The organism is Acidovorax sp. ACV01 (genome assembly GCF_014851495.1).
Classification (GTDB): domain Bacteria; phylum Pseudomonadota; class Gammaproteobacteria; order Burkholderiales; family Burkholderiaceae_C; genus Acidovorax; species Acidovorax radicis.
Genome location: NZ_JACUZT010000003.1, coordinates 352,215 through 374,299, shown reverse-complemented (window position 1 = coordinate 374,299; position 22,085 = coordinate 352,215). Strand labels below are relative to the sequence as shown.

The 22,085-nt window shown below is 63.9% G+C and carries 17 protein-coding genes; 2 read left to right on the top strand and 15 right to left on the bottom strand.

What is annotated here, in order from left to right; genetic code table 11:
* Positions 1–7: 7 nt before the first annotated feature.
* The 9 genes from IB243_RS10415 to IB243_RS10375 form a co-directional block, all read right to left on the bottom strand.
* Positions 8–757 carry a gamma-glutamylcyclotransferase gene (locus tag IB243_RS10415; RefSeq protein WP_192426806.1) on the bottom strand — a complete coding sequence of 250 codons (750 nt, stop codon included), beginning with the start codon at positions 755–757 and terminating at the stop codon, positions 8–10.
* An 87-nt stretch (positions 758–844) separates the two neighbouring features.
* Entirely contained in the window at positions 845–1,252 is a 408-nt protein-coding gene (locus IB243_RS10410; protein WP_192426804.1) for a DUF3592 domain-containing protein, read from the bottom strand.
* Positions 1,253–1,336: 84 nt separating this feature from the next.
* Complete coding sequence (locus IB243_RS10405; RefSeq protein WP_192426802.1) at positions 1,337–2,134, bottom strand: enoyl-CoA hydratase/isomerase family protein; 798 nt, start codon at positions 2,132–2,134, stop codon at positions 1,337–1,339.
* Positions 2,135–2,221: 87 nt separating this feature from the next.
* Complete coding sequence (locus IB243_RS10400; protein WP_192426800.1) at positions 2,222–4,021, bottom strand: long-chain fatty acid--CoA ligase; 1,800 nt, start codon at positions 4,019–4,021, stop codon at positions 2,222–2,224.
* Positions 4,018–4,836: an ABC transporter ATP-binding protein gene (locus IB243_RS10395; RefSeq protein WP_192426798.1), complete on the bottom strand. Its 819-nt coding sequence runs from the start codon at positions 4,834–4,836 to the stop codon at positions 4,018–4,020. The genes IB243_RS10400 and IB243_RS10395 overlap by 4 nt, the downstream gene beginning before the upstream one ends.
* A gap of 178 nt (positions 4,837–5,014) precedes the next feature.
* Positions 5,015–6,196, bottom strand: coding sequence for an ABC transporter substrate-binding protein (locus tag IB243_RS10390; protein WP_192426796.1), 1,182 nt, complete (start codon positions 6,194–6,196; stop codon positions 5,015–5,017).
* Between the two features lie 17 nt (positions 6,197–6,213).
* Positions 6,214–7,251 (bottom strand): branched-chain amino acid ABC transporter permease, encoded by a 1,038-nt coding sequence (locus tag IB243_RS10385; RefSeq protein ID WP_192426794.1) that lies wholly within the window; start codon positions 7,249–7,251, stop codon positions 6,214–6,216.
* On the bottom strand, positions 7,251–8,132 hold the full coding sequence (locus IB243_RS10380; RefSeq protein ID WP_192426792.1) for a branched-chain amino acid ABC transporter permease: 882 nt from the start codon (positions 8,130–8,132) through the stop codon (positions 7,251–7,253). Before IB243_RS10380 ends, IB243_RS10385 begins: the two co-directional genes overlap by 1 nt.
* Positions 8,129–8,992, bottom strand: coding sequence for an ABC transporter ATP-binding protein (locus IB243_RS10375; RefSeq protein WP_192426790.1), 864 nt, complete (start codon positions 8,990–8,992; stop codon positions 8,129–8,131). Before IB243_RS10375 ends, IB243_RS10380 begins: the two co-directional genes overlap by 4 nt.
* A 155-nt stretch (positions 8,993–9,147) precedes the next feature.
* On the opposite strand from IB243_RS10375, the gene IB243_RS10370 reads away from it, so the two are divergent.
* Complete coding sequence (locus IB243_RS10370; protein ID WP_192426788.1) at positions 9,148–9,945, top strand: TetR/AcrR family transcriptional regulator; 798 nt, start codon at positions 9,148–9,150, stop codon at positions 9,943–9,945.
* Positions 9,946–10,062: 117 nt separating this feature from the next.
* On the opposite strand, the gene IB243_RS10365 is transcribed toward IB243_RS10370, so the two are convergent.
* The 6 genes from IB243_RS10365 to IB243_RS10340 all read right to left on the bottom strand — a co-directional run bounded on the left by IB243_RS10365 (position 10,063) and on the right by IB243_RS10340 (position 19,561).
* Entirely contained in the window at positions 10,063–13,530 is a 3,468-nt protein-coding gene (locus IB243_RS10365; protein ID WP_192426786.1) for a DEAD/DEAH box helicase family protein, read from the bottom strand.
* Positions 13,531–13,681: 151 nt separating this feature from the next.
* Entirely contained in the window at positions 13,682–15,325 is a 1,644-nt protein-coding gene (locus IB243_RS10360) for an ATP-binding protein (protein WP_192426785.1), read from the bottom strand.
* A gap of 22 nt (positions 15,326–15,347) precedes the next feature.
* Entirely contained in the window at positions 15,348–17,072 is a 1,725-nt protein-coding gene (locus tag IB243_RS27430) for a restriction endonuclease subunit S (protein ID WP_192426783.1), read from the bottom strand.
* Entirely contained in the window at positions 17,069–18,631 is a 1,563-nt protein-coding gene (locus IB243_RS10350; RefSeq protein WP_192426781.1) for a class I SAM-dependent DNA methyltransferase, read from the bottom strand. The genes IB243_RS27430 and IB243_RS10350 overlap by 4 nt, the downstream gene beginning before the upstream one ends.
* Positions 18,632–18,766: 135 nt before the next feature.
* Entirely contained in the window at positions 18,767–19,321 is a 555-nt protein-coding gene (gene cueR / locus IB243_RS10345) for a Cu(I)-responsive transcriptional regulator (RefSeq protein WP_225584882.1), read from the bottom strand.
* A 36-nt stretch (positions 19,322–19,357) separates the two neighbouring features.
* On the bottom strand, positions 19,358–19,561 hold the full coding sequence (locus IB243_RS10340; protein WP_029414201.1) for a heavy-metal-associated domain-containing protein: 204 nt from the start codon (positions 19,559–19,561) through the stop codon (positions 19,358–19,360).
* Between the two features lie 167 nt (positions 19,562–19,728).
* Here IB243_RS10340 and IB243_RS10335 point away from each other — a divergent pair, with 167 nt between their 5' ends.
* Positions 19,729–21,972 carry a cation-translocating P-type ATPase gene (locus IB243_RS10335; protein WP_192426779.1) on the top strand — a complete coding sequence of 748 codons (2,244 nt, stop codon included), beginning with the start codon at positions 19,729–19,731 and terminating at the stop codon, positions 21,970–21,972.
* Positions 21,973–22,085: the final 113 nt, after the last annotated feature.

The following is a 22,085-nucleotide window of genomic DNA, read 5'->3' as shown; positions in this document are numbered from 1 at the left end:
GAAGCGCTCAGTTGGTCGTCTCGACCATCTCCGCCAGCGCATGCACATAGGAGTCCTCAATGCCCAGCACTCCCAATTGAGCGATCAGCTGATCCAGGTACTCGCGGTTGCTCCCGATGCGACCGCAGGCGCGCGCAATGGTGGCGGCGGTCATCTGCATCGACAGATCGCCCCGATAGTGCGTGTGGGCCGTGTTGGCCGTCAGCACCAGCGCCTGGTTGACAGTACCTTGTGGGGTTTGCAAGGGAAGCAGTTCAGGGCAGTAGGCGCCAGTGATCATCTCGCGGCGCCAGAGCAGGCGTGACTCCTCGGGCACCAGCGGGGCGGGGATGCGGAACACCAGGCCTTCGCACTGCTGGCCCGCGTGATTGTCACCGTCACGCTGCAGCGTAAGCACCAGGCCAGGGCAATCGGGTGTGCCTCGACCAATGGTGGTGCCGAGGGCAAAACGGCGCACGTACCCTGGCAGGGTGGCCTTGCGCACTTCGTCAAAGTGAAACCCCGGGTTCCACATCAGCGAGCCATAGGCAAACACCCACAAGGGGTCGTGCTGTGCGGTGATCGTTGTCAACACGTGGCGGCGCGAACGTTCCACATCGGCATCGGGCAGGCGCCAGTGGGCTGGCAGGCCCTGGCCGCGCGCCTGGGCGTCCCACTCGGCCAGCACCTCATCGGTCAGCCGCAGGCCCGAGGCATGGACCGGGGTCAACCGGCCTTGTAACTCGGGCAGATGGAGGAAGGCGTCGCGGCTTGTCATGGGACTCGGGGCCAGCTTACCGGTGTGCCAGCGCGAACACCAGCACCTTGGTGTCTGCGCCGTTGCAAGGCCGCTGCGGTGCCCGTGTCAGGCCAGCAGCAGCGCGGCAACGAACAACGCGCCGCCGATCAGCACCAGCGTCCAGGAAGATTGTTGCTTCACGAAAACAAAGCTGCTCGGGTCGCTGGGCATATAGGCGATCTCGACCGGGCGGTTGGCTTTGAATTCGGCCAGCACTTCTTCCGGGAAGCTGTGTTTGACAACCATCTGCTGGCCGTTGTCTGTCTTGAAGCGGAACTCGGCGGTGTACGTGGTGGAGCCGCTTTTTTTGAATTCCGTGTACTGCGTGATGGGCTCGACCACGGCGTGTTTGCCGATTTTGAGGGTCCTGGAAAGCTCGGACCGTTCCTGCATTCCAAAGACGATGAACACGATCCCGGCAAGGGCGCCGAGGATTTTGAACAGCAGTTTGCCTTGTTGAAGCGCTTTCTTCATACCCCCACCCCCATCCTTTTTGGTGGAAGTGTAAGGGCTTTGGAGCGCCAGGGTAGGGCTGCTGGCGGCTACACAGCCACCCTTTTATCGGCCCACAAACTGCGGGCTTTGGCGTTGGTGAAAGGCCTCTACCCCCGCGCGGAAGTCCTCGGTGCCCGCGCAGTGCACAAAGGCGTCTTTTTCTGCAGCCAGCTGCTCGGACAATGTGCGGTCCATCGATTCGCGCATGAGGCGCTTCATGGCGCCGTAGGCCATGGTGGGCCCGGCGGCCAGGTGCTGGGCCAGGGTGGTGGTGACCGTCTCCAGATCGACTGCGGGCACTACGCGGTTGATGAGGCCCATGCGCAGCGCGTCGCCGGCCGTGAAGGCTTCACCCATCAGCGCGATTTCCAGCGCCTTGCGCACGCCCACCAGGCGCGGCAGCGCCCACGATGCGCCCACGTCGCAGCTGGCGCCCAGGTTGATATAGGCAAGATTGAAGCGCGTGCCTTCGGCTGCGATCACGTAGTCCGCCATCAGCAGCAGGCTCAGGCCCGCACCGGCTGCCACGCCGTGCACCTGGGCGATGACGGGCGCGTTCATCTGTGCCAACAGGAGCAGTGCTGCGTTGAGCGGCGTGAGGATGTCGATGGCGCCCAGCACCGGGTCGGCCCGCAACGTGGCCAGGTCGCCCCCGGCCATGAAACCCCGGCCGTTGCCAGCCAGCACCACGGCACGCACACCAGGGTCGGTGGCGACGGTCTGCACGGCTGCGAGGAAGGCGTCGGCCATGGGCACGTCGATGGCGTTGAGGGCATCGGGCCGGTTGAAGCGCAGCGTGGCGATGGCGCCGTTGCGCTCCAGCAGCAGGGGGGCGGTAGGGGCGGCGGCGGTGTTTTTCATGTCAAATTGGCTTCTGGCGCTTTATGGGTATGCGCTGATAGCTCCTGTTTTGATAGTAATCTGCACGGTGCGGGGGTGAGCCCCGGGCTAGTGATACAGCGCCTCGATCTCGGCCGCATAGGTCTTGTAGATGCTGGAGCGGCGCACCTTCATGGTGGCGGTCACCTCGCCGTCATCGTGGTCCAGCTCTTTGGTGAGCAGGTGGAACTTGCGGATTTGTGAGACCTGCGCCAGGCGCTGATTGCCCTGGTTGATTTCGGCATCGATGAGGCTGCGCACCTCGGGGTGCTCCACCAGCGAGCGAAAGTGCGTGAACGGGATGCGCCGCGCCTCGGCCCATTTGCCCACAGTTTCGTAGTCGATCATCACCAGCGCACCGACAAACTTGCGCGCCTCGGCCACGATGATGCATTCCTTGATGAAGGGGCTGCCCTTCATGGTGTTCTCGATCTCGGAGGGCGTGAGGTTCTTGCCGCCCGCCGTGATCATGATGTCTTTCAGGCGGTCCACGATCTGGATCTGGCCTTGCGATTCGCGCACCACATCGCCGGTGTGCAGCCAACCGTCGATGATGCTGCTGGCCGTGGCCTCGGGGTTCTTGTAGTAGCCCGCAAACACCATGTCGCCTTTGAGCTGTAGCTCGCCGTTGTCGGCAATGCGGTGTTCCACACCCAGAGTGGGCACGCCCACGGTGCCCACCACTACATGGTCCGGCCGGTGGCCCGTGACCATGCCGGTGGATTCGGTCAGGCCATACACCTCGATGAGCGGCACGCCCAGCACGCGGAAGAAGCGCACCACATCGGGCGGAATGGGCGCGGCGCCAGTGAGCGCCACATGGGCATTGCGCAGGCCGATGAAGTTCTGCAGCGCGCGGAACACCAGCCAGTAGCTGGCGGCATAAGTGAGCTTGTCGCCAGCGCTCCAGGCACTGCGCGGCTTTTCGGCGAGCGGCTTGCAGGCGTTGTAGGCCTTGTGGAACAGCGCGCGGCGCAGGCCACCCGTTTCCTGCAGCTTGATGTGGATGGCCGCGTGCAGCTTTTCCCAGATGCGCGGCACGCCCAGGAACATGGTGGGTGCGACTTCGCGCAGGTCTTCCTGCACGGTGCGGATGGACTCGCCAAAGTTCACCTGCGAGCCGATGTACACCGGCACAAAGCTGGTCAGCATCTGCTCGGCCACATGGCACAGCGGCAGGTACGACAGGTGCGTGGTCTCGCGCGATAGCTCCAGCCGGTCCACGATGCCCGGCACCACGCCTCGGATGTTGCGGTACGAAATCATCGCGCCTTTGGGCTTGCCGGTGGAGCCCGAGGTGTAGATCATCAGGCCCACATCGTCGAGCTTCTGGCGTGCGAGGGCGTCGTCGATGGTGGTTTGTTGATTGGATGCCGCGCCCAGCCGTTCCACCTCGTCAAACGTGGTGATGAACTGCCGCACCTCGGGCGCAAAGCTGCGCAGGCCCTTGGTCTCCATGACCACGATCTTTTTCAGGCGCGGCAGCTCGGGCAGTGCGGCCAGCAGCTTGTCGGTCTGCTCCTGGTCTTCGCAGACCATGATCTCGATGTCGGCATGGCCCACCACATAGGCCACTTCGTTGGTGGGGCTGGTGGGGTACACGCCCACCGTCACGGCGCCCACCAGGCCTGTGCCCATCTGGGCCAGCACCCATTCGATGCGGTTCTCGGAGATCACGCCCACATGCCCGCCCGCAGGCAGGCCCAGTGCCCGCAGGCCCAGGCCGAAGTGGCTGGCGCGCTGGTGGTACTGCGCCCAGGTGAAGGGCTTCCAGATGCCGAAGTCCTTTTGCCGGATGGCGATGCGGTCCGCGTCGGTGCGTGCGCGCTCGCGCAGCATCTGGGGCAGGGTGAGGTCGGGAAGCGTCATGACAGCCATCTCTTGCGGCGCTTGTAGTGTTTGATGTCCTTGAAGCTCTTGGCCTCGCCACCACCGCCCATGCCCAGATAGAACTCGCGCACATCGGGGTCGTTGGCCAGGCGTTCGGCCGTGCCGTCGATCACGATCTTGCCGTTCTCCATGATGTAGCCCCGGTGCGCCACGGCCAGGGCCACGGTGGCGTTCTGCTCCACCAGCAGCATGCTGGTGCCCCGCTCGGCATTGATGCGCGCGATGATGGTGAAGATGTCTTCGACCAGCTTCGGAGAAAGGCCCAGCGAGGGCTCGTCGAGCAGGATGAGCTGGGGTTGGGCGATGAGTGCGCGGCCAATGGCCAGCATCTGCTGCTCGCCGCCCGACAGGTACCCGGCCAGGCCTTTGCGCCGCTCATGCAGACGCGGAAAGTAGCTGTAGACCAGGTCGAAATTCGGTGTTGCGTCCTTGCGGCCCGTGAGCGCATAGGTGGCGGCCACCAGGTTCTCTTCGACCGTGAGGTCTTCAAAAACGCGGCGGCCCTCCATCACGTGGCTCAGGCCGTTGCGCACCAGTTGCTGCGGCGCCAGGGCCGCCGTGGGCTGGCCATTGAAGTGGATGCTGCCGCTCTCCACCGTGCCGTCTTCGAGCGCCAGCAGCCCCGACACCGCTTTGAGGGTGGTGCTTTTGCCCGCCCCGTTGCTGCCTAGCAGCGCCACGATCTGCCCACGTGGCACGGCCAGCGACAGGCCGCGCAGGGCCTGCACCACCTTGTTGTAGATGACCTCGATGTTGTTGACTTCGAGGACGTTGGTTGGGCCGGTGTCTGTCATGGGCATTGCCAAAACGTCGTTGCACGTGCTTGACCGGCGGTGTTGGCGATCGCATGGCCTGCGCGCGGGGCACCGAGCAAGGGCCGCCCCGCAGCGAGGGTGCCGTCCCCTTTCCCGCAGCGCGCAGCGGTGCGAGAGAAGGGGGAAGCGGCGCAGCCGCTCAGGGGGATGGTCCGCATCAGAGCTTGATCCAGTCAGACGCGGCCACCATTTTTTGCGCCTTCATGTCGGCGCGGTACACGCGTCCCACGGGGATGGAGTTGCCGCTGATGGTGATCGGCACGCCGATCAGCCCGCCGGTGTCGAAGTCCTTGATGCTGTTGAGTGCGGCCTTGAGGTTTTTGCCATCGAGTGGCTTGCCCGCATCCAGCGTGCGCTTGGCCGATTCGGTGAACAGCATGGCGGCCAGGAAGCCCTGGATGTAGGCCGTGCTCTGGTACTCGGGCCGCAGCGCGCGGATCTTCTCCAGCATGGGCGCCTTCTCGGTGTCGTAGTAGTAGCGGTAGGGCATCACGCCCATGAAGCCGTCGGCGGCCTCGCCCATCTTCATCACGGTGGAGCTGTCCATGGTCCAGAAGGTGCCCATCCATTTGCTGGTCATGCCCTGTTGTTTGCCTTGGGTGATGAACTCGGGGATGGGCGCGAGGATGTAGCCGTGGAAGATGGTGTAGTCGGGCGCTGCGCGGCGCAGCTTGATGACTTCGGTGGACACGTCCACGCTGCCTGCGGGCGTCATGATCTTGACGGGCACCGACAGGCCGAGCGCCTTGGCGGCAGCCTCGCTTTTCTCGATGGGGTCGCGGCCGAACTCGGAGTCGGAGTACACGAAGGCCACCTTGGCGCCGGGCTTCTCTTTGGCGATGTGCTTGAGCAGGATGCCGAACATCTCCGTGTAGTCGGGGCCCACCAGGAACTGGTTCGGGTACTTGGCAGGGTCGTTCAGCTCGGATGCGAACGAGGCCCCGGCCATCAGCGTGGTGCCTGCGCGGTCCAGCTCGGGGTTGATGGTCTTGGAGAAACCGGTGGAGTCGCCGTAGTACAGGTTCACCTTGTTCTGGCTGGTGATCTTCTTGTAAGCCGCCACGGACACATCGACCTTGTAGCCCGTGTCTTCGGGCACGTACTTGAGCTTGCGGCCCTTGATGCCGCCCGCGTCGTTGACCATCTTCACGTAGTCACCAATGCCCGCGTTGATGCCCACACCCGCAAACGCGAACACACCCGTGAGCGGGATAGAGCCGCCAATCACGATGTCTTCACCCGACTGCGCCAGCACCGACAGCGGGCTGGTGAGCGCGGCGGCGCCAGCGGCACCGAGCAGCAGGTGGCGGCGCTGGAGGGAAGTGTGTGGTGTGTCCATGTTGTCTCCTGAATGGTTTAGTTGCGGAAAGGCCAGAGATGGAAAAAACGGCGGATGCGCCGCCACACTTCGGCCAGGCCATGGGGCTCGAAGACGAGAAAACCGATGATGAGCAGGCCAAAAATGACGGTGCGCACAGGCGAGAGGAACACGGTGAGTTCCGTGCCGCCGGGCAACAGGCCCACCACGAGCTTGAGCAGCTCAGGCACCATGGTCATGAACACCGCGCCCAGGATGCCGCCCAGGATGGAGCCCATGCCGCCGACGATGATGGCTGCGAGGAAGAAGATGGACATGAGCAGCGGAAAACTCTCGGGCGTGACCACGCGAAAGAAGTAGGCCCACAGTCCGCCCGCCACGCCCGCGTAGAACGACGACAGGCCAAACGACAGCAGCTTGTAGCGCAGCAGCGGTATGCCCAGCACCTCGGCCGAAATGTCGCGGTCGCGGATGGCGATGAAGGCACGGCCCACGCGCGTGCGAAACAGGTTGGCCGCGCCCAGCAGCATGAGGAGGGTGACCGGCACGATGAGCCAGTACAGGCGGAACGAGGTGTCGAGCGCCATGCCGAACAGCTTGGCGGGCGGCACGCTCAGGCCACCGGTGCCGCCAGTGAACTTCCAGTTGGCAAAGATGAAGTGCGCGATGAACGATGCGGCAATGGTGGCAATCGCCAGGTACAGCCCCTTCACGCGCAGCGAAGGGATGCCCACCACGATGCCGCCCAGCATGGCGACAAAGCCACCGGCCAGCAGGTTGAGCACAAAGGGCGTGCCCACCTTGGTTTCCAGCACGGCCACGGTGTAGGCGCCCAGGCCCATGAAGGCCGCCTGCCCCAGGCTGACCAGCCCTGTGTAGCCCGTGAGGATGTTGAGCCCCGTGGCGCTGGCCACGTTGATGCTGACCAGGCAGGCCAGGTACAGCCAGTAGTCGCTGGCCATGAAGGGGAACAGCACCAGCAGCGCGGCGCCCACGGCCAGCCACACTTTTTGCGTGTGCGAGTCGAACAGCGCCGCATCGGCGATGTAGGTTTCCTTGAGGGTTCCGATGCGCATCAGAGTCTCTCTATCTCGTGGGTGCCGAACAGGCCGTAGGGCCGCACCAGCAACACGGCGACCAGCACGATGAAGGTGGCCAGCAGCTTGTATTCGCCGCCCAGGTAGGCCCCAGCCAGCGCTTCGATCAAACCGATGAGCACTCCCCCGATGAGTGCGCCCAGCACGCTGTCGAGTCCGCCCACGATGACTACGACCAGCACCGACAGGCCGAACACGCCCATGCTCGACGAGATGCCACCAATCGAGCCGACGATGATCCCGGAGACCGCTGCGATCATGGCCGACACCACCCAGGCCAGCGAGAACACACGCGGCACGTTGATGCCGACGGAATAGGCCGCAGCCTGGTCGCTGGCCGTGGCGCGCAGGGCCACGCCACCGCGCCAGAAGCGGAACACCACCAGAACTGCGGCGATGAACACGATGGCAATCACCGCGCCCCAAAACACCTTGGGCGCGAGGAAGGCGTCGCCCACCATGATGGGCTGGCTGGGCATGAAGTCGGGCAGGCGGCGCTGGTCGGCCGTCCAGATCATTTCCACCAGGCCCACGAGCACGGAAGCCAGGCCCACGGTGACCATGAAGACGGAGATGGGTGGCTCGCCCAGCAGTGGGCGGATCATGGTGCGCTCGATCACGGCACCCAGCAGGCCCGTGCCAAGCACGGCGGCCGGAATGGCCAGCCACAGCGGCAGCGCAAACGTGGCGGCAAAGGTGAAGAACAGGTAGGCGCCGACCATGAGCAGCTCGCCAATGGCGATGTTCACGACGCGCGTGGCCTTGTAAACCATCACGAAGGCCAGCGCAGCGAGGGCGTACAGCCCGCCGCCCGCGATGCCGGTGAGGCTGATTTCAAACAGGTAGGCCCAGTCCATCATGCGGCTCCCTGCGGGGTGGTTGGGTGGCTGCTGGCCCGGAGCTTGGCGCGCAGGTCGCCCACATCGCCAGCGCCCAGGTAGGCACGAATCACCTCGGGATCCGCCTGCACGGCAGCGGGGGTGCCTTGGGCGATGACCTGGCCGAAGTTGAGCACCACCACATGGTCCGACAGGTCCATCACCATGCCCATGTCGTGCTCCACCATGAGCACCGTCACGCCCCACTCTTCGCGCACGTCGAGGATGAAGCGCGCCATGTCTTCGGTCTCTTCGCGGTTCATGCCGGCCACCGGTTCGTCCAACATCAGGATCTGCGGCTGCATGGCGAGGGCCCGGGCCATCTCCACGCGCTTTTGCAGGCCGTAGGGAAGGGCCGACACAGGCGCATGGCGAATGTGGTCGATTTCGAGGAAGTCGATGATGCGTTCTTCGATGTCGCGGCGCAGCTCGGCCTCTTCGCGGCGCGCGCGGCCGAAGTACAGCAGCGCGTCAAGCACGTTGGTTTGGAGGTGCGCGTGGCGGCCCAGCTTGATGTTGTCGAGCACGGTCATGCCACGGAACAGCGCAATGTTCTGAAAGCTGCGTCCCAGGCCCAGCTTGGCGCGCTGCGGCGCCGGGATGCGCGTGATGTCCTGCCCCTGAAACCGGATGGAGCCCTGGCTGGGCCGGTAAAAGCCCGAGATGGTGTTGAACAGCGATGTCTTGCCCGCGCCGTTGGGGCCGATGACCGCGGTGATGGAGCCGGGCATCACATCAAACCCCACACCGGTCAGCGCCTTGACGCCACCAAACGCCAGGGTCACGCCATCTACCTGGAGCAGGGGTGCGGCGGCAGGGGGACCGAAAGGGGTTGTCTCCATTGGCTTTCTAATACGGGTTGACTGCAGCTTTTGACAGAAATTTCTCTCGGACCCAGCAGAAATTTCCTACTTGTGCGTAAACTGTTTACTCGTGAGTAGATTCTGGAAGCCGCCACCCCATTCAGCATCCGTACTTTCCCGAGGAATCGCCACCCATGCCCTCTGCCAAAGCGGCATCGTCCCCCCGCAGCGCCCCGCGAGCGGCGCCACGACCTTCGTCAGCAGCGCCGGAGTCTGACTCGGCCAGTGCTTCGCCCTGGGCCCCGGTGTCGCACCGTGAGCGCCAGCGCGAGGCCAAGCGCAACGCTGTGCTGCAGGCTGCGGCGCAGCTGTTCAACGAGCGCGGCTTTCACGCCACTTCGCTCGACGACATTGCCGCGCGCCTGAACGTGACCAAGCCCACGCTGTACTACTACGTGAAGAACAAGGACGAGATCCTGTTGCAGTGCGTGAGCAAGGGGCTCACGATGATGCTCGAAGGCATCGACGCCTCGCGCGCGGCCGGCGGCAAGGCCATCGACCAGCTCATGACCTGCATGCAGGTGTATGCGCGCATCGTCACGCAGGACTTCGGCATGTGCCTGATCCGCGTGGGCGACGAGCAGCTGCCGCCCGAGAGCCGCAAGGAGCTGCGCCGCCTCAAGTCCGCCATCGACCAGGAGTTCCGCCGCCTGGTGGCCGAGGGTGTGGCAGAAGGCTCGCTGCAGCCCTGCGACCCGAAGATGACGGCGTTTGTGATTGCGGGGGCGTTGAGCTGGATCGGCCGCTGGTACCAGCCGGGTGGCGAATACACGCCCGAGCAGGTAGCGCAGCAGTGCATTGCGACGCTGTGTGACGGGGTGCTGCGGCGGTCCGCGGACGAAACTGCACTGGACGCCGCTGCTGTGCCTGTCCCCAAACGCAGTGCGGCGAGCGGCAAAGCCAAGACCCCTGTCCGGTCCAGCGGAGACTGATGCGCCGCGTTGGGCCGGAATTCAAGAAAAATGGACCTCTAGCGCTTGATGTACAAGCGCTAAATGCTATTTATTTGATAGCGTTAACGAGCGGCGCTGAGTCCTCAAGCGCTGGGCTTAGGCCGCTGCCTGTTGCAGCTCCAACCCCTGCAAGGCCCGAAACAGCTGTTCGACCTTGTTGCCGTCAAACACGCCGTCGGGCCCTTGGGCATGGATGTCGGTAAACGGTGACTCGTACAACCGTGCGGCAGGCATGGCGCCGTGCTCGGTCAGGTGCTGCACGATTTCTTCGATGAACTGCAGCTGGCTCGCGCTGGCGGAGCCTGCGGTAATCAGGGTGGTGAATGCTGCCATGGCCGCCTCGCGGTCTAGGCCGACCAGGGAACGCACAAACACTGGCAGGCTGGTGTGTAGTGTGCGGGCGCGCTGTATGTCGCTGTCTGTGCCGCCCGCCTCGTGCAACAGGGCTTCCAGCTCTTGCAGGTCGGCCGCCGTGAGTGGTTGGTTGCGTCGCAGCTTGTGCAGTGCCAGTCGGTCTTCATGGGCGCGCAAGAACACCTTGGCCTTAGCGCGAAAACGCTCAAAGTCCACCGCACTGGCTACCAATGGCAAATCCACTTCGGCGGTTTCGTCGATGGCATCTTCAAAGTCGGTATAGACCACCTTGCGGCCGCTTTTCTCGATGAGCTTGATGAGGCTGCGCAGCTTGCGCCGCGCCTGCTCCAGCATCGTCAGGGTCAGGTCTTGCCACCACTCATCGCCCGCCACGGCCTCGATCAGCAGCAGGTGCTCGCGCACGCTGGGCACGTTGGCCAGCTCCAGCAGGCTGTTCGCCAGTTGCTGCACCTTGGTTTGCAGGCGGGCCAGCGCGGGTTCGGTGCGCAGCAGGGCCAACTGGGTGTTCAGCAGCAGTGCATCAAATCGCTTGGCATCCTCGTCGTCATCGCGCACCGCCGTGGGCAGCCCCGATAAGTGAACGGCCACCTCGGCCAGTTGTTCCGATGTGGGGCGCTTCCAGGCATCGGGCTGCGCCCAGGTCTCTACCCAGCGGCGCTGCGGGCGCACCACAAAGTTGTCGAGCGACATGCCCGCCACCACGCTGTGCAGAAGCGCGGCCGTGTCACGGCGAATAGCGGTCTCGGTCAGCACGGGCGATTGCAGCGCCTCTTCGGCGACGCCGTTAGCTTGTTGGCGCTGGTCCAGCAGACCAATCAGCTCCAGCCGGGCATTGAACAACCGCTGCGACAGTGGCTGCGCCAGCGCGCCTTCGCTGCCTTCCAGCTCCTGGCTGAAAAACTCCAGGTTCTGGCAGAAGTCGAAGATGAAAAAGTCTTTCTTGTTCTGCCCCGGACCGTACAGGTCTTTGCACAGCCGCGTGCCGCGCCCCACCATCTGCCAGAACTTGGCTTTGGAGCGCACGATCTTGAAGAACACCAGATTCACCACCTCGGGCACGTCGATGCCGGTGTCCAGCATGTCCACCGAAATCGCAATGTGTGGCGCGCGGTCCTTCTGCCCAAAGGCATCGATGAGCGACTGCGCGTATTCGGTCTTGAAGGTGATGGTGCGCGCGAATTCGCCCCGGTATCCGGGGTAGTTGGCGTCAAAGCGCGCCTGGATGAACTCGGCGTGCCGCTGGTTCTTGGCAAAGATGATGGTCTTGCCCAGCCGGTCGCCGCCCGCCACCTTGTGGCCGCGCTCCATCAGCAGGGCCAGCATCTTGTCTACCGTGTCGGTGTTGAACAGCCACTGGTTTACCGCTTCGGCGCTTACCTCGTCGGGGGCTTCACCACCTTCCTCATCCCACTCCAGCGCGTCCCACTGGTCTTTTTCGTCCTCGCTCAGCTCGTTGTAGCGAATGCCTTCGCGCTGGAACTTCAGCGGCACCGAAATCGCCCGGGGTGGCGCCAGGTAGCCTTCGGCAATGGCATCGTCCAGCCCGTAGGCATCGGTGGGCACGCCGCTTTCCAGTCCAAACAGCCCGTAGGTGTTGCGGTCGACTTCGTCCTTAGGCGTGGCCGTCAGGCCCACTAGCAGGGCGTCGAAGTAGCTGAAGATGGCGCGGTACTTTTGGTAGATGGAGCGGTGCGCCTCGTCTACCACGATCAGGTCGAAGTGGCCCACGCCAAAACGGCGCTGGCCACCACCGGCGCCCTCGTTGATGAGCCCCATCATCGTGGGGTAGGTGGACACGTACACCCGCCCCTCGGTAGCGCGGTCGGTCACCAGGTTCACCGGGGCGGCGTCGGGCAGATGGGCCTTGAAGGCGTTCACCGCCTGGTTCACCAGCGCCACGCGGTCCGCCAAGAACAGCACGCGCTTGGCCCAGCCCGCGCGCATGAGCAAATCCACCAGCGCAATCACCGTGCGCGTCTTGCCCGCGCCGGTGGCCATCACCACCAGCGCCTTGCGGTGCTGGTCACGTTCAAAGGTCTCGGCAATGCGGCGAATGGCGCGCTGCTGGTAGTGGCGCTCCACAATGCCCGCCGCAATCGGCAGGCTGGCCAGCGGCTTGCGCGTGGTGCGGCGCTGGGCCATCAGCTCCAGCTCGTCCCGCGTGTGAAAGCCTTGCACCGGGCGCGGCGGGCTGGTGGTGTCGTCCCACATCCAGTGTTCATAGCCATTGGTGCCGTAGATCACGGGGCGGTGGCCGGTGCTGCGCTCCAGGCAGTCGGCGTACAGGCGGGCCTGCTGTTGGCCCTCTTGGGCACTGCGGTGGGTGCGCTTGGCTTCCACAATCGCTAGTGGCCGCTCGCCGCTCCACAGCACATAGTCCACAAAACCTTTGCCCTCGTTGTTGGGCATGCCCTGCACTTCAAACTCGCGGTCGCGCGGCTGCTCCAGTGCCCAGCCGGCTTCTTTGAGCAGCAGGTCGATGAACAGGTCGCGCGTGGCGGCCTCGTTGTAGTCGTGGGCTGTGGCGGGCTGCGCCGCGTTGGCGGCCTTGGCGGCGGCAATCTCGGCGCGGTAGCGAGCCAGTTCTGCGTCCAGCTCGGCATTGCGGGCGGCTGCCTCGCGCAGTGCGGCGTCGCGCTCGGCCAGGGCTTGTGCTTGCTTGGCCAGAGCCTCTTGGGCTGCGGTCTGGGCGGCGCGGTTGGCTGCCTGTTCTTGCGCCACTGCTGTGCTTGCAGGGGGTGGCAACAGGTCTACGCGAAACTGCAGCCCCGCCGCAGGCCGGTCGCCCACGCGGCGCGCATAGTGCTGTGCCAGCCAGAAGGCCACATGAAACAGTTCACGCAAAGCGTTGAGCGCGTCTTGCGGCGGCACTGGGCGGGCGTGGTGCACGGCCTGGTTGCCCAGGCGGCGAATCACATCCATCTTGGCGTGTACCGCGTTGCCCACCAGTTGCTGAAAGCTGGGCTCAAACAAAAACGCCGACAGATCGGCCTTGTACGGCATGCGCAGGCAGCCACCCCGGCCCCCTTCAGCCTGATACAGCCACGCCACGGCCAGCTCCAGCGTGCGGCGTGCATAAAAGCATGCAGTGCGCGGGTCGCCGTGGGCAGCCGCCTCGGCACGGCGGGCTTCGGCCAGTAGGGCAGGCCAGTCGGACTGGAGGAAAGCAAAGTTTGACGGGCTGCTCAAGAGATATCCCTCCAGATACTCAGAAATGTCGACCTATCACTTCATCTAAAGCTTTGGTATGTATCTATGCTTTAGATAGGACTTTATAACTTGTTGTTTTTCAATGAAAAATTGTCTAACGGACCAATCTCTAAAGTGTTTCTATTCATGTTCAATCTTTAGACGACCCACGTTGAGCCAGATGCCAGCGTGCCCAGCGGCGCTCGCCAACTAGCGCAAGTTGGCCCTCAGTACGCATTTCGCGCAGCAGATCCCGCACAGCACTTTCGGGTAAGGAGGGCAACACTTGCCGCAGTTCTGCCAGCGGGGCTCCTTGTCCCTCCTGTTTGCTTAAATGCTTGATCAGAAGCGCCTTGTTCGTCTCGCGGTCCAGGCCTCGCTGGCGTGTGTGCGTGCCCCTGGCTCCCAGGGTTGCGTACAACGCCTCAGAGAGGATATAGCGCGTGTTCTTGCCACGCCCTATCGATTCGACAGCGCCTGCCGCCACAAGTCCAGGCAGGCGCTCTTTGAGTGAGGGGGCTAGTTCTTTTTCTTGGTGTAACCGCTCCAGCGCCAAATAGTCCATCGTCGAAAAGCTGCGCAGCGTCTCCTCCCCCAGCCTCTCCATGAACCGCACAAACGCCGGGTTGCGCACGCCACCCTCCAGCGTCAGCCGCACCTCGTGCGCGGCAGTGCCTGCAAAGCTGGGCAGGGGCTTGCCCTGGCGCACGGCGCTTTCCATCATCAGGTTCAGGCCTTGGCCGGACCGCTCGATCAACCCGCAGCGCCCCAAGGCCTCGGCCAGACGGCGGTTGCGCGGGTATTGCTGGTCAATGATGTTCTCGGGTGTGATACCGGGCGGCAGGCCACCGGGGCTCACCACCTCCAGCCGCTTGGCAAACTGCCGCACAAAGATGGAGCCGCCCAGCCGGTAGTCGCGGTGCGCCACCGCGTTCAGTAGGGCCTCGCGCACGGGCACCTCGTCAAAGGTGGGCAGGTCCATGCGAAAGAAATCGTCTTGGTAACTCTGCCGGTCGTTGCGCAGGTTGATCTTTTTCCACAGCGCGTCTTGCCAGGCAAAAAAGCCTGCGCGGTATTCCTCGCGGTCGGCCGCTGGGCCTGCGGCTTCGGACGAGCGGTATTCAAACACCAGCTCGGCCTGCGCCAGCCACCGCGTGAGGCCCGCACGCGTGCCAAACAGAATGAGTGCCGCATAGCTCACCTGATCGCCGTCTACTAGCAGTTCGGCATCGCGCAGCGTTTGCAGAGCGCTCAGTTCACGCCTGCGCGGGTCGCCGGTCTTTTTGGCCCAGCGCTCGCGGAACAGGGCGATGGACTCGGGCTCCAAGTCGTCCAGCGAGGCACCGGGGCAAGGCTGGGCCGAAAAGTCGGGGCCTGCTTCGGCAAACATCTCCCTCAACTCCTGGCCGCTCAGGGCTGCCAGGTCGTCACCCGCGCGCTTGAAGTAGCGGCCATCAATCTCCCACGCCGTGCCTGGCAAGCGTGGCGGAACGTGAACGATCACCACGCGCCCTTCGGGCAGCAACAGCTCTTCCACCGGAATGCGGTGCCCAAGCTTCTGGTGCAGGCCCGCCTCGGTGCGGCCCGGCTCGTCGAAAGCCTGTGTGCCCACAATGCGCCGGGGCCGCTTGTCCGTCACGCCCAGCACCATGGTGCCACCGCCCTCGTTGGCCAGGGCCACGCAGTACTTGACCAGCGTGTCAAAGTGGTAGTTCTGCTTGGCCTCCTTGAATTCCAGGCGCTGGCCTTCGGGTTCAAGCAGCCATTGTTGAAGCTGGGTGAGGGAAGTGGGCATGGTGTGAGCAGGACGGTGGAGCTTAGAGATTCCAGTGACGCTGACGGGCTTCAGGCGGCAACGTGTCGATGATGTATTGCAACGGGATCGTCTCGTTCTTGGGTGTGCGCTCGTAGGCGCTGTCGTGCGATGCCGTCTTGGTCTGCCCAAACTTCATGTCGCTGCAGTAACGGACGGCCCATTCCAGGCTCTCCACCACTGACCGGCTGAGCTTGCTGAAATCGGCATCACGCAGGGCCGTGAGTTTCTTGTCATTGCGGCGCAGGGCGGCACGCATGGCGTCGTCGTCAAAGTCGCTGAACATCCGTTCGCCAATGAGCACCCGCGTGGCGTCGTAAGCCGACTGAGGGACCGGGCCATGGGGTAGTGCGCAATAGGTCTCGTTGTAGATCTGGTGTCCGTAGTGCTCCAGATGGTGCCTGTCCGCAAAGTAGATGGCCTTGAGGGAGTTGTAGAGATCGCCATCGGGCATGCGCTTGGCAATAAAGATCAATGCTTCCAGGCCGATGGCCGCTTCCAATTGCTGCAATTGCTCAAGGCTTTGTGCCGGAGAGCGTGGGGCAGCCAGAGTCAACTCACCACTGAAGGCCTGCTGCTGCAGCGAGGCAAACAGCGCATCCAGCGCGGCCAGGGCGCGGCGGTGGGTGGCTTTGAGGGCTTCGATGGAGGCGATGCGGGTGGCGAAGGTTTGTTCTAGCGCATCACCGGGTCTTGGGATTCGGATGCTCTGCAGGCCTTGAGCGTCCAATCGCTTTGTGCCGTGACCTGCTTCTGAAACCTTCTCAAGAACGAATCCTGACTGGCTGCGCAAGCATGCAGCCAAGAACTGACTGTTGACGGGTTGTTTGGGCAAGAGCGCTTTGAGGTCTTGATTGATCGTCGCCGGTATACGTAAAACGCAAACCGGAAACGTATGAGCGAGGATCATTCCCCGCACCACTATCGCAACAGTGTCTTTGGGCAACAGTTTCAAAGTTGTCGTTTCGGGCACCTGCTCTGAGATGTGATCTTCCGAATCAAACAAATCTTCGGCCTTCATGTCCTTGGCGCTGAACCAAGGTAGCTCACCTTCCCAATATTCCTTTTTTGCTTTTGACGGAGTGCCTCCGCTGTAGCAATGGCACAGATCGGTCAGAGATTCCGCCGGCCACCCCTTCGGATTCGCCACCGGGTCCCCAAACATATCGAGAAAGAGGGACTGGGTGAGGCTGTCGAGCAGGGCCAGGGCGGTGCGGCGTTGGGTTCGGAGGGTTTCGGCTTGGTCGAGGATGGCGGCGATGCGGCGTTGTTCTTCAAGCTTAGGTAGCGGAAATCGGACTCGCTTCAAATCCCCCAAAACGATTCTGCGGATCGCTGACCCGGTCTTTTTTTTCAGCGCGTCATCGAGCACTGCGGGAAAGCGCAGCACGTGCCCAAGATAGTCGGCGTTTGCCTTAGTTGGGTTCGGGCGCAATATCGCCAACGAGGACAAAACAGCAAATGGCCTGTCTGTAGAAACTACATGCACTTTTCCGACAGTGCCGTCTTTTGAGAAAAGTACATCGCCTCGGCGAGGAGCGCTGTTGCCTGCTTTGGCGAGTATGAAATCTGATTCCGATATGAAGGAGCAGTTCTCAAAGTCCAGACCTTCCCCCGACACATCTTTAACCGTTAGGAAGGGGATGCCGGCTCCCACGTCTTTGGGCGTGTAGTGTGTGCCGTCCGTAACAAGTTCGCAGGCACTTTCAATGGTTGCGAAAGGAGTCACTTCAACATCCCCTCCAACACCCCCATCCCCCGGGCAATCTCGTCTTCCAGCGACCGCAGTTCCGCCAATATCTCCCCCGGCGCCCGGTGCTGCACCTGCGCATGCACCACTTCCTTGTAGCGATTGATGCTCAGGTCATACCCATTGGCTTCGATGTCGGCCTTGGGCACGCAGAAGCTCTGGGCGGTGCGGGGGCGGTCGCGTTCGGTGCCGTTCCTCTGGCCCCAGCGTTCCAGCACATCGGGCAGGTTGTTTTTAGTGTGCTCTGATTTTGATAGCTGGTTGCGCTTGTCCACAAAGCGCTGCAGGCCTAAGAGGCTTGCATCCAGCAGGGGCTGGCGTTTGTCGTCCAGGCTCCAGCCGTCAGCCTGCATGTCGTAGAACCACACGTGGTCGGTACCGCCGCTCATGGTTTTGGTGAAGAGCAGGATGGCGGTGCTGACGCCCGCGTAGGGCTTGAACACGCCGCCGGGCAGGCTGATGACGGCATCCAATTTTTGCTCTTCTACCAGCTTGCGGCGCAGTTCTTTGTGGGCCTTGCTGCTGCCGAACAGTACGCCGTCGGGCACGATCACCGCCGCGCGCCCGCCGGTTTTGAGCAGGCGCAGGAAGAGGGCCAGAAAGAGCAGCTCGGTCTTTTTGGTTTTGACGGTTTGCTGCAAATCCTTGGCGGTGTTTTCGTAGTCCAGGCTGCCCGCAAAGGGCGGGTTGGCCAGGACGAGGCTGTAGGCCTCGACATCACCCGCCGCACCTTCGGCCAGCGAGTCGCGGTATTCGATGGCGGGGTGTTCTACGCCGTGCAGCACCATGTTCATGCTGCCGATGCGCAGCATGGTGTTGTCAAAGTCGTACCCGTGGAACATGCCGTGGTGGAAGTGCGTGTTTTGCGCGGGCACGCGCAGCATGTCGGGGTAGGTGCGGCGCAGGTATTCGCCTGCGGCCACCAAAAAGCCGCAGGTGCCGCTGGCCGGGTCGCAAATGGTGTCTTGCGGTGTGGGGGCCGTGAGGGCCACCATCAAATCGATGATGTGGCGGGGCGTTCTGAATTGCCCGTTCTGCCCGGCAGAGGCGATCTTGCCGAGCATGTATTCATACAGGTCGCCCTTGGTGTCGCGGTCGTCCAGCGGGATGGTGTCGAGCAAATCGACCACCTTGGCCAGCAGGCCGGGCGTGGGGATGGTGAAGCGGGCGCCTTGCATGTGGCGGGCAAAGGCCGACTCTGCCGCCGGGCCGCCCGACCCTTGCAGGCCGCGCAGGAAGGGGAAGACCTGGTTGCTGAGCACATCGAACATTTCGGCCGGGGCCATGTTCTTGAAGCGGGACCAGCGCATGGCGTCGTGGGCGCGGCCTTGCGCGTCCACGCCTGCGGGGATGAGGTGCACGGGCTGGGTTTTGAGGCGCAGGGCTTTGTTGTCTTCGCGGGTCTGGTCGCTGTCGAGGGCGCGCAGAAAGAGCAGGTAGGTGATCTGCTCGATGACTTCAATGGGGTTGGCGATGCCGCCGGACCAGAAGGCGTTCCAGACTTGATCGACTTTGTTGCGTAGGTCACCGGTGAGCATGGGGCAGGCAGTAGCAGGCTGTGGGAAAGCCTGAGAGTCTGCCATGGGGGGCTTGCCGCAGAGGTGTAGGCCGCGTGGTGGGCAGGAGTTTGAAGGTTTTTTTGCCCCTGCCGCGCGATGGATATGCCTTGTTAGCTATTTGTTTGATAGCGTTCTGCGCGGTGCTGCGCTGCGGGGTTCGCTGTTCCCCGCCGCCAAGTCGTCGAGGATGGGGCATTCGGGCCGGTCGTTGCCCTTGCAGCAGGACACCAGGGTCTGCAGGCTGCGCTGCATGGCTTGCATCTGGGCGATGCGTTCGCTCAGGTCATCGATGTGTTGCTGCGCGATGCGCTTGACCTGGCTGCTGGCGCGGCTGCGGTCGTGCCACAGGCCGAGCAGCTCGGCGATTTCTTCCATCGAAAAGCCCAGGTCGCGGCTGCGGCGGATGAAGTGCAGGGCGTGTACGTCGGCCTCGGTGTACTGGCGGTAGCCGCTGTCGGTGCGCGCCACGCCGCTGATGAGGCCCAGCGATTCGTAGTGCCGCACCATGCGCGCCGAGATGCCCGCGCGCTGGGCAGCGACGCCGATGGGCACGGGCCAGGAGGTGGCGCGGGGCTTCGTAGCGGCCTTGGTGTCGGTGATGCCAGTGCTGCCTTTACTGCCGTTGGCGGCTTGGCCCGCCGTGGTCCGCGTGGAGTGGGGCGTGGTCATGGTGTGGCCCTCGCTGGGTGCATGGTGGCGTGGCACTCAGGCCGCGACGGTGTAGCCTTCTTCGGCAATGGCGGCGGCCAGGGCTTCGCGCGGGGCGGTGCTGTCCACGTCCACCTTGCCGCTGGCGCGGTCGATGCGGACCTGGGCGTCGGGGTCGATCTGCTGCACGGCCTGGGTGACGGCGCGTTCGCAGTGGCCGCAGGTCATGCCTTGAACTTGGAAAGTCGTGGTGGTTGTCATGGGGTGTCCTTGGGTTGGTTTTCAAGAGGGCCGTTGAAGCGACCGAAGCGAATGTTGAAGCTTGACATCGTGGCAGAGTCAAACCACGTTCAAGACACTCATGATGTGAGGGTTGATCAATATCAATGCTTGACCTTGCCATCACGTCAAGGATCACCATCCTCGCCATGAACACTCCAACTCTCGATTCCTCTGAGGCCGTCCATTCGTTGGACCTCGGCATCTCCGGCATGACCTGCGCAAGCTGTGTGGGCCGCGTGGAGCGTGCGCTGCGCAAGGTGCCGGGCGTGCAGGAGGCTTCGGTCAACCTGGCCACTGAGTCCGCGCGGATTGCCTTCGCCACCAGCGTGGGTGCCGATGCCGCTGCGGTGGAGGCGCTGCTGCGCCGCGCGGTTCGCAACGCGGGCTACGAGCCGCGTGCCGCAGGGCAAGACGATGCGCCCGAAGACCTGTCACCCTGGGCCGGCTTCATGCCCGTGGGCATCGGCCTGCTGCTATCGGCGCCGTTGGTGCTGCCGATGGTCGGTGACCTGTTCGGCCAGCACTGGATGCTGCCCGCCTGGGTGCAGTTCGTGCTGGCCACGCCGGTGCAGTTCATCCTGGGTGCGCGCTTTTACAAGGCGGGCTGGCATGCGGCCAAGGCGCTGTCGGGCAACATGGATTTGCTGGTGGCGCTGGGCACGAGTGCGGGCTGGGGCTTGTCGATGTGGCTGTGGCTCACGGCCCATGAAGGACATGCGCCGCATTTGTACTTTGAAGCGTCTGCCGTGGTGGTCACACTGGTGCTGCTGGGCAAGTGGCTGGAGGCGCGCGCCAAGCGCCAGACCACGGCCGCCATCCGCGCGCTGCATGCGTTGCGGCCGGATGTGGTGCATTTGCTGTCCAAGCAGGGCGAGGTGGATGTGCCGGTGGCCGAGGTGCTGGTGGGCGACCGGCTGGTGGTGCGGCCGGGTGAACGCATCCCGGTGGATGGCACGGTGCATGAGGGCCACACGCAGGTGGACGAGTCCATGCTCACGGGCGAGCCCTTGCCGGTGGCCCGCGATGTGGGTGCAGCGCTCACGGGCGGTTCGATCAACGGCGACGGGCGCATCGTGATGGCCGTGACGGCCGTGGGGGCCGAGACGGTGCTGGCCCAGATCATCCGACTGGTGGAAGACGCGCAGGCGGCCAAGGCGCCCATCCAGCGGCTGGTGGACCAGGTGTCTGCCGTGTTTGTGCCCGTGGTGCTGGTGGTGGCCTTGGCCACGCTGCTGGGGTGGCTGTGGATGGGTGTGGGCATGGAGGCCGCGTTGATCCACGCCGTGGCGGTGATGGTGATTGCCTGCCCGTGTGCGCTGGGCCTGGCCACGCCAGCGGCCATCATGGCGGGCACGGGGGTGGCGGCCAAGAACGGCATTTTGATCAAGGACGCGCAGGCGCTGGAGCTGGCGCACAAGGTGGATGTGGTGGCCTTTGACAAGACGGGCACGCTGACCGTGGGCCAGCCCCGGCTGACGGCGTTTGAGGTGGTGTCCGGCCTGGACGAGGCTGCCGTGATGGCGGCGGTGGCGGCCGTGCAAAGCGGCAGCGAACACCCGCTGGCGCGTGCCGTGGTGGCTGCTTCGGGCGAGCGGCAGATCAGCGTGGCGACAGCAAAGAATGTGCGCGCCGTGCCTGGGCGCGGCACTGAGGGCGAGGTGGCGGGACAGAGCTACTTGGTGGGCAGCTTGCGCTGGATGCAGGAGCTGGGGGTGGCTCTGGGCCCGTTGTCAGACCGTGCGGAGGCTTTGCAGCGCGGAGGCGCCACGGTATCGGCGGTGGCCCAGCGGGTCACAGAAGGGTTGGCATTGCGTGCGGTCATGGCCTTTGGCGACGAACCCAAGCCCGGCGCCCGCGAGGCGCTGGCGGCGCTGAAGGTGCGTGGCATCCGCACCGTGATGATCTCGGGCGACAACCGGGGCGCGGCCGAGGCCATGGCCCGGCGCCTAGGGCTGGACCCGGCCGCGGGCGAGGTGATGGCCGAGGTGTTGCCGGGGGACAAGGCGGCCAAGGTGGCTGCGCTGCAACAGGGCGCTGACGGCAAGCACCATCATGTCGCGATGGTGGGCGATGGCGTTAACGATGCCCCGGCGCTGGCCGCAGCGGATGTGGGCATGGCGATGGGCAACGGGACGGATGTGGCCATGCATGCAGCGGGCATCACGCTGATGCGCGGCGACCCGATGCTGGTGGCAGCCGCGCTGGACATCTCGCACCGTACGGTGATGAAAATCCGCCAGAACCTGTTCTGGGCGTTTGCGTACAACGTGGCCGGCATCCCGCTGGCGGCGCTGGGCTACCTGAGCCCGGTGGTGGCGGGGGCAGCGATGGCGCTGAGTTCGGTCAGCGTGATGGCGAATGCCCTCTTACTCAAGCGGTGGCGCATGTGATAAATAGGTACGGCGCGGTCATCGATGTCTGGCAAACTGCAACGATTTGTTGCGAATCTGTGGCCCCGGGGGATGGGCGGCGGACGCATTGGCATACCCATATCAAGGACGAC

Bases quoted from the DNA above. Each gene is read 5' to 3' on its own strand.
- IB243_RS10415 (WP_192426806.1), bottom strand. From the start codon at position 757: ATGACAAGCCGCGACGCCTTCCTCCATCTGCCCGAGTTACAAGGCCGG.
- IB243_RS10410 (WP_192426804.1), bottom strand. From the start codon at position 1,252: ATGAAGAAAGCGCTTCAACAAGGCAAACTGCTGTTCAAAATCCTCGGC.
- IB243_RS10405 (WP_192426802.1), bottom strand. From the start codon at position 2,134: ATGAAAAACACCGCCGCCGCCCCTACCGCCCCCCTGCTGCTGGAGCGC.
- IB243_RS10400 (WP_192426800.1), bottom strand. From the start codon at position 4,021: ATGACGCTTCCCGACCTCACCCTGCCCCAGATGCTGCGCGAGCGCGCA.
- IB243_RS10395 (WP_192426798.1), bottom strand. From the start codon at position 4,836: ATGACAGACACCGGCCCAACCAACGTCCTCGAAGTCAACAACATCGAG.
- IB243_RS10390 (WP_192426796.1), bottom strand. From the start codon at position 6,196: ATGGACACACCACACACTTCCCTCCAGCGCCGCCACCTGCTGCTCGGT.
- IB243_RS10385 (WP_192426794.1), bottom strand. From the start codon at position 7,251: ATGCGCATCGGAACCCTCAAGGAAACCTACATCGCCGATGCGGCGCTG.
- IB243_RS10380 (WP_192426792.1), bottom strand. From the start codon at position 8,132: ATGATGGACTGGGCCTACCTGTTTGAAATCAGCCTCACCGGCATCGCG.
- IB243_RS10375 (WP_192426790.1), bottom strand. From the start codon at position 8,992: ATGGAGACAACCCCTTTCGGTCCCCCTGCCGCCGCACCCCTGCTCCAG.
- IB243_RS10370 (WP_192426788.1), top strand. From the start codon at position 9,148: ATGCCCTCTGCCAAAGCGGCATCGTCCCCCCGCAGCGCCCCGCGAGCG.
- IB243_RS10360 (WP_192426785.1), bottom strand. From the start codon at position 15,325: ATGCCCACTTCCCTCACCCAGCTTCAACAATGGCTGCTTGAACCCGAA.
- IB243_RS10350 (WP_192426781.1), bottom strand. From the start codon at position 18,631: ATGCTCACCGGTGACCTACGCAACAAAGTCGATCAAGTCTGGAACGCC.
- cueR (WP_225584882.1), bottom strand. From the start codon at position 19,321: ATGACCACGCCCCACTCCACGCGGACCACGGCGGGCCAAGCCGCCAAC.
- IB243_RS10340 (WP_029414201.1), bottom strand. From the start codon at position 19,561: ATGACAACCACCACGACTTTCCAAGTTCAAGGCATGACCTGCGGCCAC.
- IB243_RS10335 (WP_192426779.1), top strand. From the start codon at position 19,729: ATGAACACTCCAACTCTCGATTCCTCTGAGGCCGTCCATTCGTTGGAC.